The organism is Streptomyces sp. NBC_00285 (assembly GCF_036174265.1).
Classification (GTDB): Bacteria; Actinomycetota; Actinomycetes; order Streptomycetales; family Streptomycetaceae; genus Streptomyces.
Genome location: NZ_CP108055.1, coordinates 6,975,936 through 6,992,188 on the forward strand (window position 1 = coordinate 6,975,936; position 16,253 = coordinate 6,992,188).

The 16,253-nt window shown below is 69.4% G+C and carries 9 protein-coding genes; 4 read left to right on the plus strand and 5 right to left on the minus strand.

Annotated features, from left to right (window positions below; translation table 11 throughout):
* Window positions 1–284 precede the first annotated feature (284 nt).
* Both OHT57_RS32430 and OHT57_RS32435 read left to right on the plus strand, forming a co-directional pair.
* Complete coding sequence (locus tag OHT57_RS32430) at window positions 285–1,391, plus strand: tyrosine-type recombinase/integrase (RefSeq protein WP_328750261.1); 1,107 nt, start codon at window positions 285–287, stop codon at window positions 1,389–1,391.
* 429 nt (window positions 1,392–1,820) lie between these two features.
* Window positions 1,821–3,152 (plus strand): hypothetical protein, encoded by a 1,332-nt coding sequence (locus OHT57_RS32435; RefSeq protein ID WP_328750262.1) that lies wholly within the window; start codon window positions 1,821–1,823, stop codon window positions 3,150–3,152.
* A gap of 61 nt (window positions 3,153–3,213) precedes the next feature.
* Here the strand turns inward: OHT57_RS32435 and OHT57_RS32440 are convergent, their stop codons facing one another.
* From OHT57_RS32440 to OHT57_RS32455, 4 genes are read right to left on the minus strand one after another with little or no spacing between them, the layout of a single operon-like run.
* Window positions 3,214–4,392 carry an HNH endonuclease gene (locus OHT57_RS32440; protein WP_328750263.1) on the minus strand — a complete coding sequence of 393 codons (1,179 nt, stop codon included), beginning with the start codon at window positions 4,390–4,392 and terminating at the stop codon, window positions 3,214–3,216.
* Window positions 4,393–4,397: 5 nt separating this feature from the next.
* Window positions 4,398–6,044 (minus strand): AAA family ATPase, encoded by a 1,647-nt coding sequence (locus OHT57_RS32445; RefSeq protein WP_328750264.1) that lies wholly within the window; start codon window positions 6,042–6,044, stop codon window positions 4,398–4,400.
* Window positions 6,045–6,054: 10 nt separating this feature from the next.
* Complete coding sequence (locus OHT57_RS32450; protein WP_328750265.1) at window positions 6,055–8,970, minus strand: N-6 DNA methylase; 2,916 nt, start codon at window positions 8,968–8,970, stop codon at window positions 6,055–6,057.
* Window positions 8,967–11,870, minus strand: coding sequence for a DEAD/DEAH box helicase family protein (locus OHT57_RS32455; protein WP_328750266.1), 2,904 nt, complete (start codon window positions 11,868–11,870; stop codon window positions 8,967–8,969). Before OHT57_RS32455 ends, OHT57_RS32450 begins: the two co-directional genes overlap by 4 nt.
* A gap of 221 nt (window positions 11,871–12,091) precedes the next feature.
* Between OHT57_RS32455 and OHT57_RS32460 the strand changes: the two genes are divergently transcribed.
* Window positions 12,092–12,538 (plus strand): tyrosine-type recombinase/integrase, encoded by a 447-nt coding sequence (locus OHT57_RS32460; RefSeq protein ID WP_443053509.1) that lies wholly within the window; start codon window positions 12,092–12,094, stop codon window positions 12,536–12,538.
* A 340-nt stretch (window positions 12,539–12,878) separates the two neighbouring features.
* Here the strand turns inward: OHT57_RS32460 and OHT57_RS32465 are convergent, their stop codons facing one another.
* Window positions 12,879–13,499 (minus strand): TetR family transcriptional regulator, encoded by a 621-nt coding sequence (locus tag OHT57_RS32465; RefSeq protein ID WP_328750267.1) that lies wholly within the window; start codon window positions 13,497–13,499, stop codon window positions 12,879–12,881.
* 547 nt (window positions 13,500–14,046) lie between these two features.
* On the opposite strand from OHT57_RS32465, the gene OHT57_RS32470 reads away from it, so the two are divergent.
* Complete coding sequence (locus tag OHT57_RS32470) at window positions 14,047–16,227, plus strand: DEAD/DEAH box helicase (protein ID WP_328750268.1); 2,181 nt, start codon at window positions 14,047–14,049, stop codon at window positions 16,225–16,227.
* Window positions 16,228–16,253: the final 26 nt, after the last annotated feature.

Below are 16,253 nucleotides of genomic sequence, written 5' to 3' on the forward strand. Positions count from 1 at the left end.
ATGGCCCGCAGGGCTGCGGGTGAAGCCGGGTCCACATTCCCCAGAAAGGGCGGATTAGTGACGAATATGTTGCTCGGCCCCGAGGCGGCGGTGCACGGTTTTGAGCACGGGCCAGGCGACGGATCGGGGCGTGGGTGGCGAGCGTTTTCCAGAGGTGCAAGAGGGACGTCCGGGACCGGAACTTCCCCTGTGACCGCCCGCGGTGTCGGCATGGGTGGACGGTGCGGTACCGGGAACCGGGTGGTAGACGCGGGCGGCAGCTGGAGAGGTCGTTTCCCCGTCGGGTGGGCTCGGATGGTGCGGACGCTTTCGCCGACAAGGTCGAGAACGACAAGAAGGCGGGCATTCGCTTCGATCCTGCGCGTGGGCTTGTGCCGCTGCGGGTCTGGGCCGAGGAGTGGCTGGAGCGGCGGGTCATCGGTGAGTCGACGCGCCGCAACTACGAAGGGTTCATCCGTAACCATCTCGTGCCGCGCCTGGGGCGGAAGATGCTGGCCGGGCTGGCGCGGCGCGACTTCGAGGAGTTCGCCAGGGACGTGCATGCCTCCGGTGCGGGGTTGGCGGTCTCCACGGTCAATGACCGGATGGTGATGGTGGCCGCCATGCTGGAGGCGGCCGTCGTTGACAAACGCATCCCGGACAATCCCGCGCGCGGCGTCCGGATATCCCGGGCGGCCCCGTGCGCGGTGGACGAAGACGAGATTCCCACGCTGAACGAGGTCGATCTGATCGCGGAGCACATCGCCCCGCAGTACCGGCTCGCGGTCTACCTACAGTCGGGTACTGGCCAGCGCCCCAGCGAGGCCCTGGCCTTCGCCACCGAGTGCCGACGATCTGGCTTCGTCAGGGTCCGCTGGCAGGTCAGCGCCAAAGCGCACCGCGATGACTGCCGCTCGGTCTTCGTGCCGCTCAAGCACCGGGCGGAGGGTGAGTACCGGGACATCCCGGTCGCTCTGTTCGTCGAGCAGGAGATCGATGCCCACCTGTCGCGGTGGGAGCCGGTGCCTGTGATCTTCACCGGTCAGCGGGGCAAGCGACGTCGGCTGGAGGTCTTCTTCGTCCCGCGCCAGCGTGGCAAGGGTCGGATGCCCACCGCCTCCACCTACGGCTACCACTTCACGAAGGCGTGCGTGTCGGCTGGCCAGGTCGACGTGGACGGCAAGGCCAAGTACACGCCTGGCAGTCTGCGGCACTTCTTCGCCTCGACCGCGTTGGCGAACGGCGTGCCGATCCGCGAGGTCTCGCGCTGGCTCGGCCACAAGTCGATCAAGACCACCGTGGATATCTACGGTCACCTTGTCCCAGAGGCGTGGGACCGTTGTCGAGACATCATGCAGAACGCTATGCGCCCTGCGGTCGAGGGCTCGGAGGAGTCTGTCTCCGCGGCTTGACGTGAGGGATGTGCTGGATGAGTCCCGACGGTGCTGGATGGGTGCTGGATACGATCACTCGAAGGAACGTTTCCGTAGGTGGGAGCGGTGCATTGAATATTCCGCTTCAGCGTATGAACTCCAACACATCGCTGACCTGGTGAAATGAGATTCCAAAGTGCAAGTGGCTTGAGATGTCGGGTTAGGTCGGCCCGTTGCTGATCATTTCCTGACGTTCTCCACGGCGGCCTCGGTTTCGTCGCCGCCGCGGAGGACGGCTTGGCGGTGGCGGGGCGTCCTGGTCCATCTCTAATGCCGAGTCAGATGACGGTCGTTCTGCTGACGACTTGGCGCAGCAGTTCGTCGGTGCCGTGCTTCCTGTCTGACGTCGCGGTGCATGTCGGCGAATTCAGTAGAGATCGGGGTCGGCTCCCAGGGAGAATTACTCCCATGGCACCGATGCTCACCGATATGTCGTCTGACCGGTTGGACACCCTGATCAAGCACCCGTTTCACCGGGAGAACGGTGAGCGGCTGATCCGCTTCATCAAGGATCTGCGCGAGTGCCGTAGTGCAGAGGACTTCGCGACGTTCCAGCGGGAACTTCTGCACGCCACGCTTGCCGCGAACCTTGCGCGTGCGGAGCGCTCGCGAGTGATCAAGCGCCTCAGGAAGAAGCAGTCGCTGCCTGCCGACGCTCCCGATCTCGTCGTTGGCGATCCTCACGACTTGGACGCCTGGAGATTGGAGTCGGACGTCCTGGAGCGGGTAGGACGCCAACTGCGCTCTATCGGTGATGCCTTGGCGTGGCGGGTCTTCCGGTACGACCGCCGCTACATTCTCACGCTGCGCCGCAACGAATCGCCGGGACCCATGACTCTCAGCAAGGAGGGCACGGTCCATGAGATCCAGTTCGCGGAGCAGCAGTGGAGCGAGCACAGGCGCTTCGCCCTCCTGCATGACCTGACCGGCTGTCTGCGTATCGGCGACGTCAGCGTGTTTCAAGAAGGGGACAACGGTGAGCAGGACATCCTGCTGTACGAGCTGAAGACGAATCCGAGGCGGCGGGAGAGCGCCCAGCTGACCCGGACCCGGCTGGCGGCCGAGGCACTGCACATGGGTGGGCCGCTCCCAGGCCAGGACAAGGCCGTTCTCGTCGAGACCGGCGTGCCCTATGCCACTCATCTGTCCGTGCTGAGCGATGCCTTGGCCCGAGCCCATCAGAGCGGGCTGAAGACGATGCGGGCGCCGGGTCAGCGCGGTGTCCTGGCCCTCGATATCGCGGTAGCTGGCAACAGATGGGGCGGACAGGAGGCGACCCGACAGTTCCACGCCGCATACGCGGCGCTGCTACGCCGAATGCGGCTGACCGGGCAGACGATTCCCTTCAGCAGCGGAGACAGCGCCGCTCGCAACACCATGGCCCCACCGTGGGGTATCTATCCGCTGCAGCCCGCACAGTGCGCCGGCCTCATTGCCGATGTTCTTGTCTTCACCGTGACGCTGTCGTCTGACAACTTCATCGAAGAGCTTCGCAAGCAGGGGTTGGACGCGGAGTGGGTCCTACCGCGCGGAGCGGATATGGAGCATGCCCAGCCTGTCGTTATTATTCAGGGGCACGGTCGACGGGTCACGATGGCCAGAGCAGGGATCGAACAGCTCATGCTGGAGCTGACCGATCTGCAAGCCTGGGCGCATGGCATGGACCAGCTGCTCCGAAAGGGGGTAGCCGGATGGCAGCCATGGCCCTACTTCACCGATGAGTGCAAGGTGTGGGTCTGAGACGCCATCCGCTCAGGTCGGAGGTGATGAGACGCGGCTCGCCCCTGGGAGCGACCGCCAGTCAGCCGTCCTGGGCGATCAGGGAGTCGCGCAGGTCGGAGAGCGTCCGGGTCGTGCCGTCCACCGTCAACGACCAGAAGGTCCATCCGTCCACATGGTCGTCGCCAGTCGCCATCCGTGCCGCGGACATGGGCGTGTTCAAGGGACGCTGGAGGTAGATGATCCTGCCGTCCTCCAGCAGCGTCGCCCTGGCCGGGCCCCGCTTCCCCTGGCCCGTCAGCGCGATCCCGCCTGCGGAGAACGCCTCGGGAGGCAAGGCGGCCACCAGGGTCCGCAGGTCGACGTGGTTGCCCGTCGCCGGGGCCGCCGGGGGCTCGGTTCCGTGGTTCGCGCCTGTCGCTACCTCGCCCCCCGCCTCTCCATCAGGGAGCGTGTCGTCTCCCGGGCGGTCGTGTGCGAGGAGGGCCAGGCGTTCGGCTGCTGCCGCCGCCGCGCTCCACTCGGCGGTCGTCCGTGTCAGGCCGTCGATCTCGGTGCGAGCGTACAGCGTCACACCGGCGTTGCCTCCGCTGGTGAGGTATAGCTGGACGAGTCCGACCACCCTGTCGATCACGCTGGATCTGCACTCGATGAGCAGGTCGGAGTTGAGCGCGAGCATGCGAATGGTCTCGTCCACCCGACAGAGGTCCCGGGCTACCTCGTCGTCGGAGTACGGCCGCTCGGGCCTCCGCCGGGCGTTGCCCTGCCTGTCGAACCCCACGAGTTCGACGTCCTTGGCCACCACGGGATCAAGCAGCACCGGCAGTTCGCCGTCCAGGCTCTCGCCCTCCGACGCGCGTTGCCCGAGCAGGGGGAAGCGTGCGCCCTTGCCCGGGCCGGCGCTCTCATTGCCGTAGCGGGCACCGCCGCTGTTGCAGTGGTGGCAGGCGAGACGGTAGTTGGCGGGGTCGTAGGCGAGCCACCAGTACCCGCGGCGCTCCGCCTCACCGACGACAACGGACTTCGGCCGGTAGTGGTCGACGTGGTAGGGCGAGCGGACGAACCTGGTCTCGCAGTACCAGCATTTCTTCCCGATGAGGGCGATCAGCCGGTCGCGGATCGCGTCCTCCCGCCACATCTCGCGGAAGGAGAACTTCTTGTCCGCGTCCTCCGCGTCCTCTTGGAGCTTCTCGAGTTCCTTGGCGGCCCGGTCCGCCCACCTCTGCGGCGCGGTGAGTCCGCTGTTGTCTACGTGGCGCACCGGGATCAGACCCCCCGGGAGAAGCGCTCGTGAAAGAGCACCCGTGCAGTTGCTTCGAGCTCCTCGCCTGTCACGGTGCCGCCGTTCCGGGCCCGCTCGATGAGTTCCGTGCGCCGCCGGTGCAGTTCCGCCAGGAAGGAGGAAAGCACCTTATCTCGGCGCCCCGTGGCGAAGCCCAGTCCGTCGAGCTGGTCGGTCACCTCCTGGAGTTCCCGGCGGGCCTCAGGGTCGTCCTCGGCCACCGATATGAGGCGGTACTGGGTGTCGATCAGGTCCTGGGTGTGCTCGTCGAGTTGGCTTCGGAGGCGGAACAGGTCGGAGGTGAGCAGCCCACCGGCCCCCTGACCGCGAGGGGCGGTGTTCGGGACGAGCGCCGTCGTCCGTCCGTCGGCATCCGTGTCGAGCACCCGGATCTGCCGCCGCAGCATATTCGAGACGAGGAGGGGCTCGTGGGTGGCGGCGATGAACTGCGAGCGCTGTCCGTCGCCCAGCATCTCCTGGACGGACGAGTACCAGCGCTGGCTCCATTCGGGGTGGAAGTGCGCGTTGGGTTCGTCGAGCAGGAAGAGCGACTCCTGGCCTCGCTGCAGCCGCAGCAGACCGAGCACGGTGAGGATCTGCTGTTCTCCGGAGCTCAGTTGATCCGCCCGGACGACGACGCCGTCCGCCTTGCGGACGCGTACGTCGACGGTCAGGTAGCCGACCATCTGGAGGGTGGACAGGAGCCCGAACATCGACAGGTCGCTGTCGAAGAGGTTTCGGATGGCGAGCACATCCTCGGGGCTGCTCATGGTGAGGGCGAACCCGTCGTCGGGGGTGCCCGCGCTGTACAGCGGGTCCGAGTCCGGCACCGGCCCGAAGCGGCCGGAGGCCGCCGCCTCGGCGAACAGGACGCGCGGCGGCCCGCCCAGGCCCCAGTACGGCAGGGCCGACAGCTCCTCTCCCACCGACGCGGGAGCGCGTATGTGCAGCGCGGCGGACACCACCCCGTCCACGCGGGCCTGTTCCCTGAGATAGTCGCCGAAGACATCCGCCCACTGGGTGGCCAGGGAGAGCAGGACCAAGGGGAGCCAGTCGGGCGTGCACAGGAATCCCGGGGTGTACAGAGGGCACGAGATCGGCAGCTCCAGCTGTTCCGACCACACCCCGTCCTCGTTCTCCGGCCGGTCCTGCCAGGCGAACCAGGACTCCGTCCACTGCTCGCGCCACGCGACCAGCTCCGCTTCGGCGAAGTGCACGTGCCGTTCGAACTCGGAGCCCCAGGGGACCTTGCCGTGTACCTGGTACCCGAAGACGTGGTCCGGAAGGTGCCGGAGCCAGTCGTGATGCGGTGTCTCGTCGCGCGATCCGGCGGCGTTCGTCACCCACATGACCGGTTCAGCGTCGGCGGACGGCTGCACGATGTCGACGGTTGTGTCGCGGAGCCGGTAGCGCACCTCGTATCCGAAGTCTGAACGGCCCGAATGGCCGAGGGCGCAGCGGTAGAGGGCCCCGAAGAGTTCCGCGAGCGCGTGCAGGACCCGCGACTTCCCGCCTCCGTTGGCGCCGATCAGTACCGCGATGGCCTGTCCCTTGTCGACGGCGTCTTCCAGGTCGAGGGTGAAATCCCGCAGGCCGCGGTAGTCGGGCAGCCTCAGCTGCAACAACTGCATCGGATTCCCCTCAACCGGACCGGAACGTACGGGCGTCCCGCGGAGGCGTGAGCTCCTCCGCGAGCCTGGAGAACCGTCGCCACGCGTCCTCTAGCCGCCCGGAGATCTGCTGGGCAATCAGGTGCGGCTCGGGGGCGTCCCTCGGCTCCTCCTCGCGTAGGTCGGCGCCGAGGTCGAGACTGATGGCCTGCCCGGCGAGGAGCGCGTCCACGGAGTAGGGCTTGAACACTGGCGACGCGGCGCGGGTGTCGGGCGGGTGCCCGGGCCGGTACGCGGCCACGAACGCGTCGAGACCGGAGCCCGTGGAATCCGGGGCGTCGGCGGCGGTCGCGTGTCCGGTCCGCAGGTCGTAGACCCAAAGGCGGCGGGTGGCCGGCGATCCGTCGGGGCGAGCCGCGGCCTTCTCGAAGAACAAGACGTTGAGCTTGACCCCCGAGGAGGCTCCGGAGAGCCCGAAAGGGAGGCGGAGGAGGGTATGCACGTCGCACTGCTTCAGCAACTGCCTCCGTACCCGTTCCCCGGCACCCCCTTGGAAGAGGACGCCGTCGGGTACGACGACGGCGGCCCGGCCGCCGATCTCCAGCAGAGTGTAGACGTGCTGCAGGAAGTCGAGCTGCTGGTGGCCGGTGGCAGCCCAGAAGTCCGGCCGGGCGATGGCGAGGTCCCCCTCCGTGCCGTGGAGGCCGGGCGCGCCCGAGGACGGGACCGTCGAGCGCCGCTGCCCCAGGGGCGGATCGGCGAGGACGAGGGTGGCCCGGCGGCTGGGGCTCACGGCGAGGGAGTCCCGTACCTCGATGGCCGCTCGGTCGCCGTCGAGGCGCTCAACGCCGTGCAACAACAGGTTCATGGTGGCGAGGCGCGCCGTCGCGTCCACCAGTTCCGTCCCCCGGATCCCGCCGTGGGACAGCCGCTCCCGCTGGGCTGGGGAGACACCCGGCGGAAGGCACCGGGCGATGTGCTCGAAGGACCGCACCAGGAATCCGCCGGTGCCCGCCGCCGGGTCCACGATCGTGTCCTCGACGGTCGGACGCGTGCACGAGACGATGGCGTCGACTAGACCCCGGTGAGTAAAGTACTGGCCCGCGCCGCTGCGGTGGCGCTGACCGGACCGGGCGAGGAACGCGTCGAAGACCGGAGCGCGCCACTGCGGCCGCTCGTCCCACCAGGAGAGCCCCTCCCTGACCTGCTGGATCAGGTTCTGGAGGTGCACCGGGCGGCGCAGGGGGTTGTGGGCCTTGTGGAAAATCCGGCCGATCACGCCGCCGCGCTCGCCCAGCTCCGCCAGAAGCGTGCCGTAGTGCCGGGTCAGTTCTGTGCCCTCGCGCAGCGCGAGTTCGTCCCAAGCGTCGCGTCCCAGGACATCGACGCGGTTGAGAGGTCGGTGCCGCAACTCCTGCGCCACTTTGAGAAAGAGCAGATATGCCACCTGCTCGACGTACTCCAGGGCTGTGAGGCCGTCGTCGCTCAGCCGTGGGAAGGAGGACCACAGCTGCTCGGCCCGGCGCTCGACCTCGGAAGGTCGGTCGTCAGGCCGTCGGGCGGGCGTCGGCGGCGGCACGGTCACTGCTCCCTCGGGTCTTACGTCGTTCTCGCTGCTCGGCGCGGCGCCGTGGGGCAGCCTGCCCGCGAGGGCCTGCTCTCGGCAGCCGTCGCGCAGCCGGTCCGCTATTGCTAGGGCTTCCTCGGCCGAGGTCGTGACGGAGATGAGTCCGCCGTCCCACGCCTCCAAAGAGGCAAGGAGAGCCCCCTGTTCGGCGAGCGGAGGCACGGGGACGGGGGTCCGCCGCAGATGGTCGAGCCCCAGGGAGGCCAGGCCGGCCGTGCCCCTTGCGGCGCCCCGCAGCCATCGGCGGCCGGCCCCGTTCGCGTACAGGGCGAGCAGCCGGGGGTGCAGGGCGTCCCCGGCCATGCGGACCCGTGCCAAGTGGTGGTTCGGCACGTACGTGCGGTGCGAGGCGTCCTGTTCCCACACCCGGCAGAGGCCGAGGCTGTCGGGCTGTCCGCTCAGCACGAACAGGACATCCCCGGGGCTCAGCCGGTGCGCCTCTGCCGTGTCGGCGTCGAGGCGCACTGTCGGCATCCGCTCGTGTGCCCACCGCTCGCCCAGCAACTCGGCCGGGCGCAGGGAACCCACCTCGACCCCGTGCCGTTCGTCGGGGCGCCGACTGTCCGCCGTGGGCCCGCGCACTACCTCGGCCAACTCGCCGAGGGGAACCCATCGCCATCCCTTGGGGACGGCGGGCAGAGGCGCGCGGTGGGCGGTGGTGGTGGAGGGCTCCGGGTCCGGTTGTGGGCCGGGCGCGGTGCGGCCGACGACGCCGTGGTCGATTACGAGGGCGCGGAGGTTCTTGATCTGCTGCAGTGTGTCGCGGACGGCGGCCTCCTCCTCGTCCACCCGGGTGAGCCAGAAGGCGAGGGAGCTTTTGATTCGCTCCTGGTCGGCCCGCGGGGGCAGCGACAGCCGTACGCGTTCCAGGTCCCGTACCGCGATGTGGTGCAGGCCGGATCCTTGGCGGACTGACGACTCTATCTGGCGGCGTACGGCACGGGACTCCCACGACAGCACCAGGTACTCGGGGTCGATCAGCTGCTCGTCGACCCGCACCCGTACCATGGTGGCGGGGTACGTCATGGGGTCGGTGATCTCCCGGACCAGGGCCGCCCGCCCGATCCGCGTCCCGGGTCCGCCGTTGCGGCTTATCAGGATGTCGCCCGGCCGGATCATACGTTGCGCCGCTTCTGTCGCCGTGGCCCACGGTCCCTCCCGAGACTCCGCGAGGTCGACCGTCGCCGACCGTAGCGCGGGCAGGCGGAGGTCGGGCAGCCCTCCCGGGACGGGCGAACCGGACCGGCCCGCCGCCAACGGCTCGCGCAGCAGCTCGCCCAGTGACACGTCGGTCCAGCCGAGCGGCAGCCCCGCGCTCACGCGAGTACGCTCCGCAGCTCGTCCAGCAGGCGGACCGCGCCCTGCCCGCCGAAGGCGCGTAGGAAGCCCGACGTGCCGCCCCGGAGGGTGAAGGGAACGGCATCCAGGGACGCAGCGGAGAAGTGTCCGTCGGCCGCCGTGCCGTCCGCGATGTGCTCCATCCACCAGACATGGTCGGGGTCGAAGGACCGTCCCAGGCGCTCTTGGTGATCGATCCACGCGTCGAGCCGGTCGAAGACCTGGTCGCGGTAGGGACGCGGGCGTGGCTCCAGGTCCGCTTCGTACCTGACGAGGACGAGGAGATCTACGGGACCCTTCGGCGTCTGCGGCCGGCGCGGATCCGACACGGTGACGCCGGCGCGTTCGTAGGCGCTCCAGAGCCGCTCCGCCGTCAGGTCGTGCGGCGGCCCCGCCAGAGACTCGGCCCATGAGCGAAGCCGTCGGACGTCCCCCTCGGTCAGGAGCCTGGTGCCGACGATCAGCTCCCGCGCCGGGCCGTTGCCTGCCCGGAGGAAAGACCGCCAACGCTCCATGACCTCGGCGTCGTCGTCGACCGTTGTCGGGGCCTCGTATGCGTCCTTCCCATGCTCCCGCTTCCGCGCCGTGGAGGACCGACGACCGGCATGGTGCCGGCTGACGTCGAACGGATCCACGACCACGCATTGGGTCTTGGCCGATGCGCCGGGGGTGACCGCCCGCAGTTCCGCCGATGCGATGGAGCGCGTCCCAACCGCGATCATCTGGAAATAGCGGTTCGCGGACTTGACGTCCCGCAGGAACAGCACACATTCGACGGGCGCGGTGTCCGTCCCGGCGAGCACCAGGCCCACCACGACGACGACCCGCAGCTCGACGGTGTTACGGAACTCCGCGAGCCACCGGTACGGTGATCCGCCCTTGAGCGTGACCTTCCGGCAGAAGCCGGGCCCCTGCCCGAACACCGCGCGCACCGCGGCGACCACCTCGGCCGCGTGACGTTCGTCGTCCGCGTAGACGACGGTCTTCGGCAGCGACATGTCCCCGGAACCGAGCCCTGCCCGTTCGGGGAACATCGACGGCAACCCCTCCTTGAACGCCGTCAGCGTGGCGTGGAGCGCATTGCCGCTCACCACGGAGCGACGGCGCACGGAGGTCTCCTCCGTGTCGGGGCCGAACCCCTCCTCCAGTGTTTCGGCCGTCCACTCCGGTCGCGTGGGGAGGTTGCCGACGCGGTAGACGGTGACACCCACGGCCCGGTTGTCGGCAACGGCGTCTTCGAAAGTGTAGGAACTGACCAGATTGCCCTGGAAGAGCTCCAGCGCCCGGTCCGTCGGGGTGGCCGTCAGGCCGAGAACCGGGGCGTCGAAGTAGTCGAACAGCGCACGCCACCGAGGGGAGACGGACCGGTGGCAGTCGTCGGCGATGACGAGGTCGAAGGACTCGGGGGCCAGATCGGGCCGATAGCGGACTCCGGACGTCGGGTCGCCCCCGGACAGGGCCCTGAAGAGCCGCTGCACGGTGCTCACGACGACCCCGTGGGACGACACGGCATCCGGGCCCAGCCGCTCTACCCGGTACGACTCGGTGAACTTCCTGCCGTCGTCGCCGGGGCCGGAGTACGCCGCGAAGGTCGCCAGCACCTGCATTTCGAGCTCCACCCGGTCGACCAGGAAGAGGATTCGGCGGGCCCGGGCGTGCTGTAGCAGGCGGTGGATCGCGGTTACAGCCGTGACTGTCCGGCCGCCCCCCACGGCAATCTGGACCATAGCCCGGCGCTCGCCACGGCGCAGCGAGCTCTCGAATGCCAGCACCGCTTCGTACTGCACCGGCCGGAGGGAGTCCTGCGGGTAGCCGTCATCGCCGAGGTTTGGAAGACGGTGGCGCACGCGGCCCTGGAACGTAGGCGCCTGGGGGTCGGCCACGGCCTCGCGCAGCCAGCGGGTCACGGTGTCCGGCTGGTGGAAGGTGAAGACCTCCCGGGGGCGCGGCTCGGGGTCGTCCCCGTTCCGGAACAGCACCCGGACGCCGTCCGCGGCGTACGTGTAGGGCATCCGCTGCTCCGCGGACGCCCTCGACGAGGTACCGGTCCCACGGGTCCGGGCCATTGCCGCCCGCAGATCCCCGCCGCGGGGCCGCACCTCGACGGTGCCCACAGGGCGGCCGTCGACGTGGAGCACGTAGTCCGGTCCCGCCGCCCCGTCCGGTTGCGCCGTGTCCCGTACCGCGACCCCTCGTACCGGTAGCTCGTGCGGCGCGTCCGTATCGTCCCGTACGGTCCATCCTGCCTCGGTCAGCAGGTCCGCGACGCACCACTCCGCCTCCAGGAGGGCCGCCCGTGCCTTCAGGGACGCGCGGGTGGCCGTCTCGGCGGGCGTCCGCCGGTCGAAGGTCCGCCGCAGCACGGGGACGTACTCGTCGAGCAGGGCGACCCAGGTGGCCAGGTCGGTCACCGGCTTTCCTGCGGTGACCTGCCGGTGCGGTGAGCCCGCCGGGGTGTCGTCCCATTCGACCAGCGGGACGAAGGAGAGCTCGTCACGCACTCCGGTCCGCAGCCGGAAGTACCAGACGCCCAGGTCGAAGCAGTGCAGTACGAGACGCCGGGCACGGGACCCGTCGTCCGGTCCTGCCTCGCTGTCGGGCGCGGGGTCACTGGAGCGGCGCAGTTCGGTCAGTGCGCGATACACCGGGCCGTCGGCCGCGTCGCCGACGGACTCCGGGCCGAGCAGCCGGGCGGACTCCGCGCTCAGCACCTCCGCGAACTGCCGGGCCTGGGCGAGGGACCGTTCAGGGCGGGCGTGCGCGTCGGCCTCGGCACCCGCGCCGTATAGCAGCAGGAGAGGCTCAAGCGGTAGCAGGAAGCCGAAGTTCGCGGAAGCGGCGGCCAACTCCGCGAGGGCTTCCTCGTCGGCTGCCTGGTGCACTCGGCCCACGTTCCCTTCACTCTTCGTCAGCGTCAGCGTCACCGGCGACCGTGTCACGGCGTCGAACAAGCACCCAAACCTATCGCCTCGGGTCGGGCCCCGAGCCCGTCTGGCAGGAACCGCCAACCCAGGAACGACGAGGGTGTATCTGCCGCTGCGGATTGTCCTTGCGCGTGTCCACTAGGCAGCCCGACTGGCAGGCGCCGAGGACGCGGCGGTCCGTGATGACGGGGAGCACGTGGGTGCGGCCATGGCGGGGTGGGCTCAAGGCCCGGGTTGAGGGCGAGTACCGCGATGTTCCGGTCGCGCCGTTTCTCGACAGGGAGATTGACGCGCACCTCTCGCAGTGGGCTCCCGCGCCCGTTGCCTTCACCAGTCCGTCCGGCAAGTACCGGCACCTGTCCGTGCTCTTCTCACCCCGCGACCGTGGCAAGGGCGTTATGCCCACCGCATCGACGTACGACTACCACTTCAGGAAAGTATGCGTGGCCGCAGGACTGGTGGGCAGCCAGGGGCGGGCGGAGTATACGCCACGCAACCTGCGGGACTTCTTCGCCTCGACGGCGCTTGCCAAGGGCATCCCGATCCATGAGGTCTCACGCTGGCTTGGGCATCGGTCGATCAAGGTCACCGTCGACATCTACGGACACCTGTTGCCCCGGGCCTAGAGCCGATGCCGGGAGATCCTGCAGAGCGCCATGCGGCCGGTGCTCTGGAGCCTGTCGGCGCAAGGCCGTGTTGCCTGTGGTGCTGGATGTGCTGGATGAGTCCCGACGGTGCTGGATGGGTGCTGGATACGATCACTAGAAAGAACGTTTCTGCAAGTGGGAGCTCTGTACTAAACGTTCCGGTTCAACGTGTAGCGGCTGGCACACACCACGTTGCTGATCTGGCAAACATGCAGGTTGGAGAAGGCCCGACTCTTCGGAGTCGGGCCCTTGGCCTGTCGTGCTGGGGCTGCGGTTCGGCGTCCCGGTGCGCCCCGTCACCGCCCCCCCCTCGCCGGGTTCAGTGTGGGCGGGGGAACAGGTGCTCGACGGCGGTGACCAGGGCCGCGCGGCGGGCGTCGACGGAGGTGTCCGCGGCCAGCTGGGCCGCGGCGGCGCCGATCTCCGGCTGACCTGACCAGGTGGTGGCGATCTGGTTGATCAGGGCCAGCACGTCAACCGGATCCCAGGCGGGATCGATCAGACCGGCGCGCTGCGCCTCGCGGAGCTGTTCGACCTTGCCGGTGATGGTGGCCAGCATGGGGTCGACCGTGTCGCTGGCGGCTTCGCCGTCGGAGAGTTCGAGGCGGCCCCAGGTGATGAGCCGATAGTGGTCCGGGTGGGCCGTGAAGTGGTCGAAGAGGATGCCGGCGTAGCCGGGCAGGTCCGCCGGGTCCATGCGGGTGGCCTCGATGAGCGCGGCCGTTTCGTGCTCGGCGATGTGGCGGTAGAGGGCCTCTTTGCTGCTGAAGTAGGCGTAGACCCGTTCCTTGCTGGTCCGTGCCTGCTTGGCGAGGCGGTCCACTCGGGCGCCGGCGATGCCGTAGCGGGCGAACTCGTCCTTGGCCGCGGCGAGGATCCGCTGTCGGGTGTCGGCGGTAGGGGAGTTCGAAGTCTTGCGCGAGACGGCGGAGCGAGGCATAGGGACACGATAGGTGACCAAACGGTTCGGTTTGCCAGGCTTGCCGTCAGGTCTTCTCTCCAGGTGTCGGGCGATCCGGAAGGCGGAACGGCCACGGACCCGGCGCTGACGGCCTGTTCGGCCCGGTCCTGAGGCAGGTCTGTGGCGATGGGTGGCGGCCCCGGTATCAGCGGCTGAGGCTGCGGAAGGGCTTGAAGCCGGTGCCACCGCCGTAGTCCTGGAAGCGGAGCGGTCTTCCGTGCCGGGCCTTGCTGTGTTCGTCGTTCGGTCGGAGCAGCGACCGCTGAAGAGCCTCTGCGGTACGCAGCCCGAATCAAACCCCTTGGTATTGACCAGGTTGCCGACGATCCTGACGTCGGAGATGACCTGGGGGTCCAGCGCGACGGAGAAGGACGCGGCCACGGGCGTCCGGTTCCCGGAGTCGGGCCCCAGGCTCTGCTCTTCCCGTGCCCGGTCGGCGCGGCCAGAATCCGGTCCTCCGTCACCCGATCCGGGCACCACCCGGGCGGTGGGAGGATGCGGGGAGGGTGAGGAAGGGGCGGGGAGCGTGGGGCGTGGCGAGCGGGACACGGTGGCGCGGGGAGCGCGACTGTACGAGGCGGCTCAGGCGGTGGTCGATGACCACGCCAGGGCGGTCGAGGCGGCGCGAGCGGCACTGAAGCCGATCAACGACGCTGCGGTGAAGCGGGAGTTGGACGCCATCCCCGTCGCCCGACTGCAGGACGTCACCGAAGGGCGCCTGCGGCTGGGGAGCGTCGAGAAGAGCGGGCTGCGCACAGTGGGGAGTGTGCTGGAGGCGGGGCCCTACCGGCTGCGGCAGATTCCCGGGGTCGGGCAGCGCACCGCCGACCAGATGCTCGCCGCCGCCCACCGGCTCTCCGAGGCCGCGCACGAGACCGTGGCCGTCCATATCGACGTGGACCGGCCGGAACCGAGCACCACCGTCCTCGTCACGGCCCTGCACGTACTGGTCGAGGCCGGCCCGGACGCTCGGCGTGCGGTCGACAAGGCCGCCGCCCTGTCGGAACGGCTCGGTCCGTCACTCGCCGACGCCAGGCCCGCCGCCGGACGGATCCGGATGCTTCTGGCAGGCCAGGAGAAGAAGGCCCGGGTGTCGGCGGCGGTCACCGAGGTCCGAGCGCTGGTGGACGAGGCGGAGCAGACGGACCTGCCCGGGCTGCTCGCCCAGACTTCGGTGGACCTGCTCCGGACACCCGCGTCCGACGTCGCGGCCTGGGTGGACTTCGAACTTCGCTCCGCCGAGTACTACAGCCTTCTCGCCGAGATCTCCGGGCGGCAGCCGGATGCGGCCGCCGCCGAGGGCTTCCTGCCGGACGAGATCGCCGAGCGGGTACGGACCCAGCACCTCGACGACACGCACCGGCAGGTCTCCCTGCGCGGCTACCAGGCGTTCGGCGCGCGGTTCGCGCTCGCGCAGCGCAAGGTACTGCTCGGCGACGAGATGGGACTCGGCAAGACGATCCAGGCGATCGCGGTGCTGGCACACCTGGCCGCAGAGGGACAGAGCCACTTCATGGTCGTCTGCCCGGCGAGCGTCCTCGTGAACTGGACCCGGGAGATCGAGGCCCGCAGCGCCCTGCGCGTCATGGTGCTCCACGGCCCCGACCGGCACTACGCGTTCGCCGACTGGAAGGGGCGGGGCGGGGTCGGGGTGACCACGTTCGACGCGCTGCGGGGTTTTCCCGCGCCGGGTGGCGGAGAGGTCGGACTGCTCGTGGTCGACGAAGCGCACTCCGTGAAGAACCCGCAGGCCAAACGGTCCCAGGCGGTCGCCGAGTGGACGGAACACTGCGGGCGTGCCCTGTTCATGACCGGAACCCCGATGGAGAACCGGGTCGTGGAGTTCCGCAACCTGGTCCGGATGCTCGACGGCGACGTCGCGGACTCCCTCGGTGAACGGGACGCGTTGGCAGGATCGGTCGCCTTCCGCAAAGCCGTCGCGCCGGTCTATCTGCGGCGCAACCAGGAGGACGTCCTGACGGAACTCCCGAGCCTCCAGCAGACCGACGAGTGGGAGGAGCTGAGCGCGTCGGACGAGGAGGCGTACCGGGACGCCGTGCGCGCGGGCAACTTCATGGCGATGCGCAGGGCCGCCTACATGCGCCCCGAGAAGTCGGCCAAGCTGGACCGCCTCCGGGAGATCGTTCAGGAGGCCGGCGCGAACGGGCAGAAGACGGTGGTCTTCTCGTACTTCAAGGACGTACTGGGCGTGGTGGGGGAAGCGCTGGCCTCGGAACTCGCCGAGGGCACCGCCGTGTTCGGTCCGCTCACCGGGGGCGTTCCGGCCGGGCGGCGGCAGCAGATCGTCGACGACTTCGCCGGTGTCGCGGGCCCCGCGGTGCTCCTGGCGCAGATCCAGGCAGCGGGCGTCGGTCTCAACATGCAGGCCGCCTCCGTCGTCGTCATCTGCGAACCGCAGATCAAGCCGACCGTCGAACACCAGGCGGTGGCCCGGGCCCATCGGATGGGCCAGGTCAGGCCGGTTCGGGTGTACCGGCTCCTCGCCACCGGGGGCGTCGATGAACGCATGGTGAGGATGCTGGAGGCCAAGACCCGTCTGTTCGACGCCTACGCCCGCCGCAGCGCCGTGGCCGAGGCCACCCCGGACGCGGTCGACGTGTCGGACACCGAGCTCGCCCGGCGGATCGTCGAGGAGGAGCAGGCGCGTCTGGGGCTGACGGACGAGAGGGTCACCGCGGTCGAATGAGCCGGCCGGGCCGGGCAGCTCTTCCT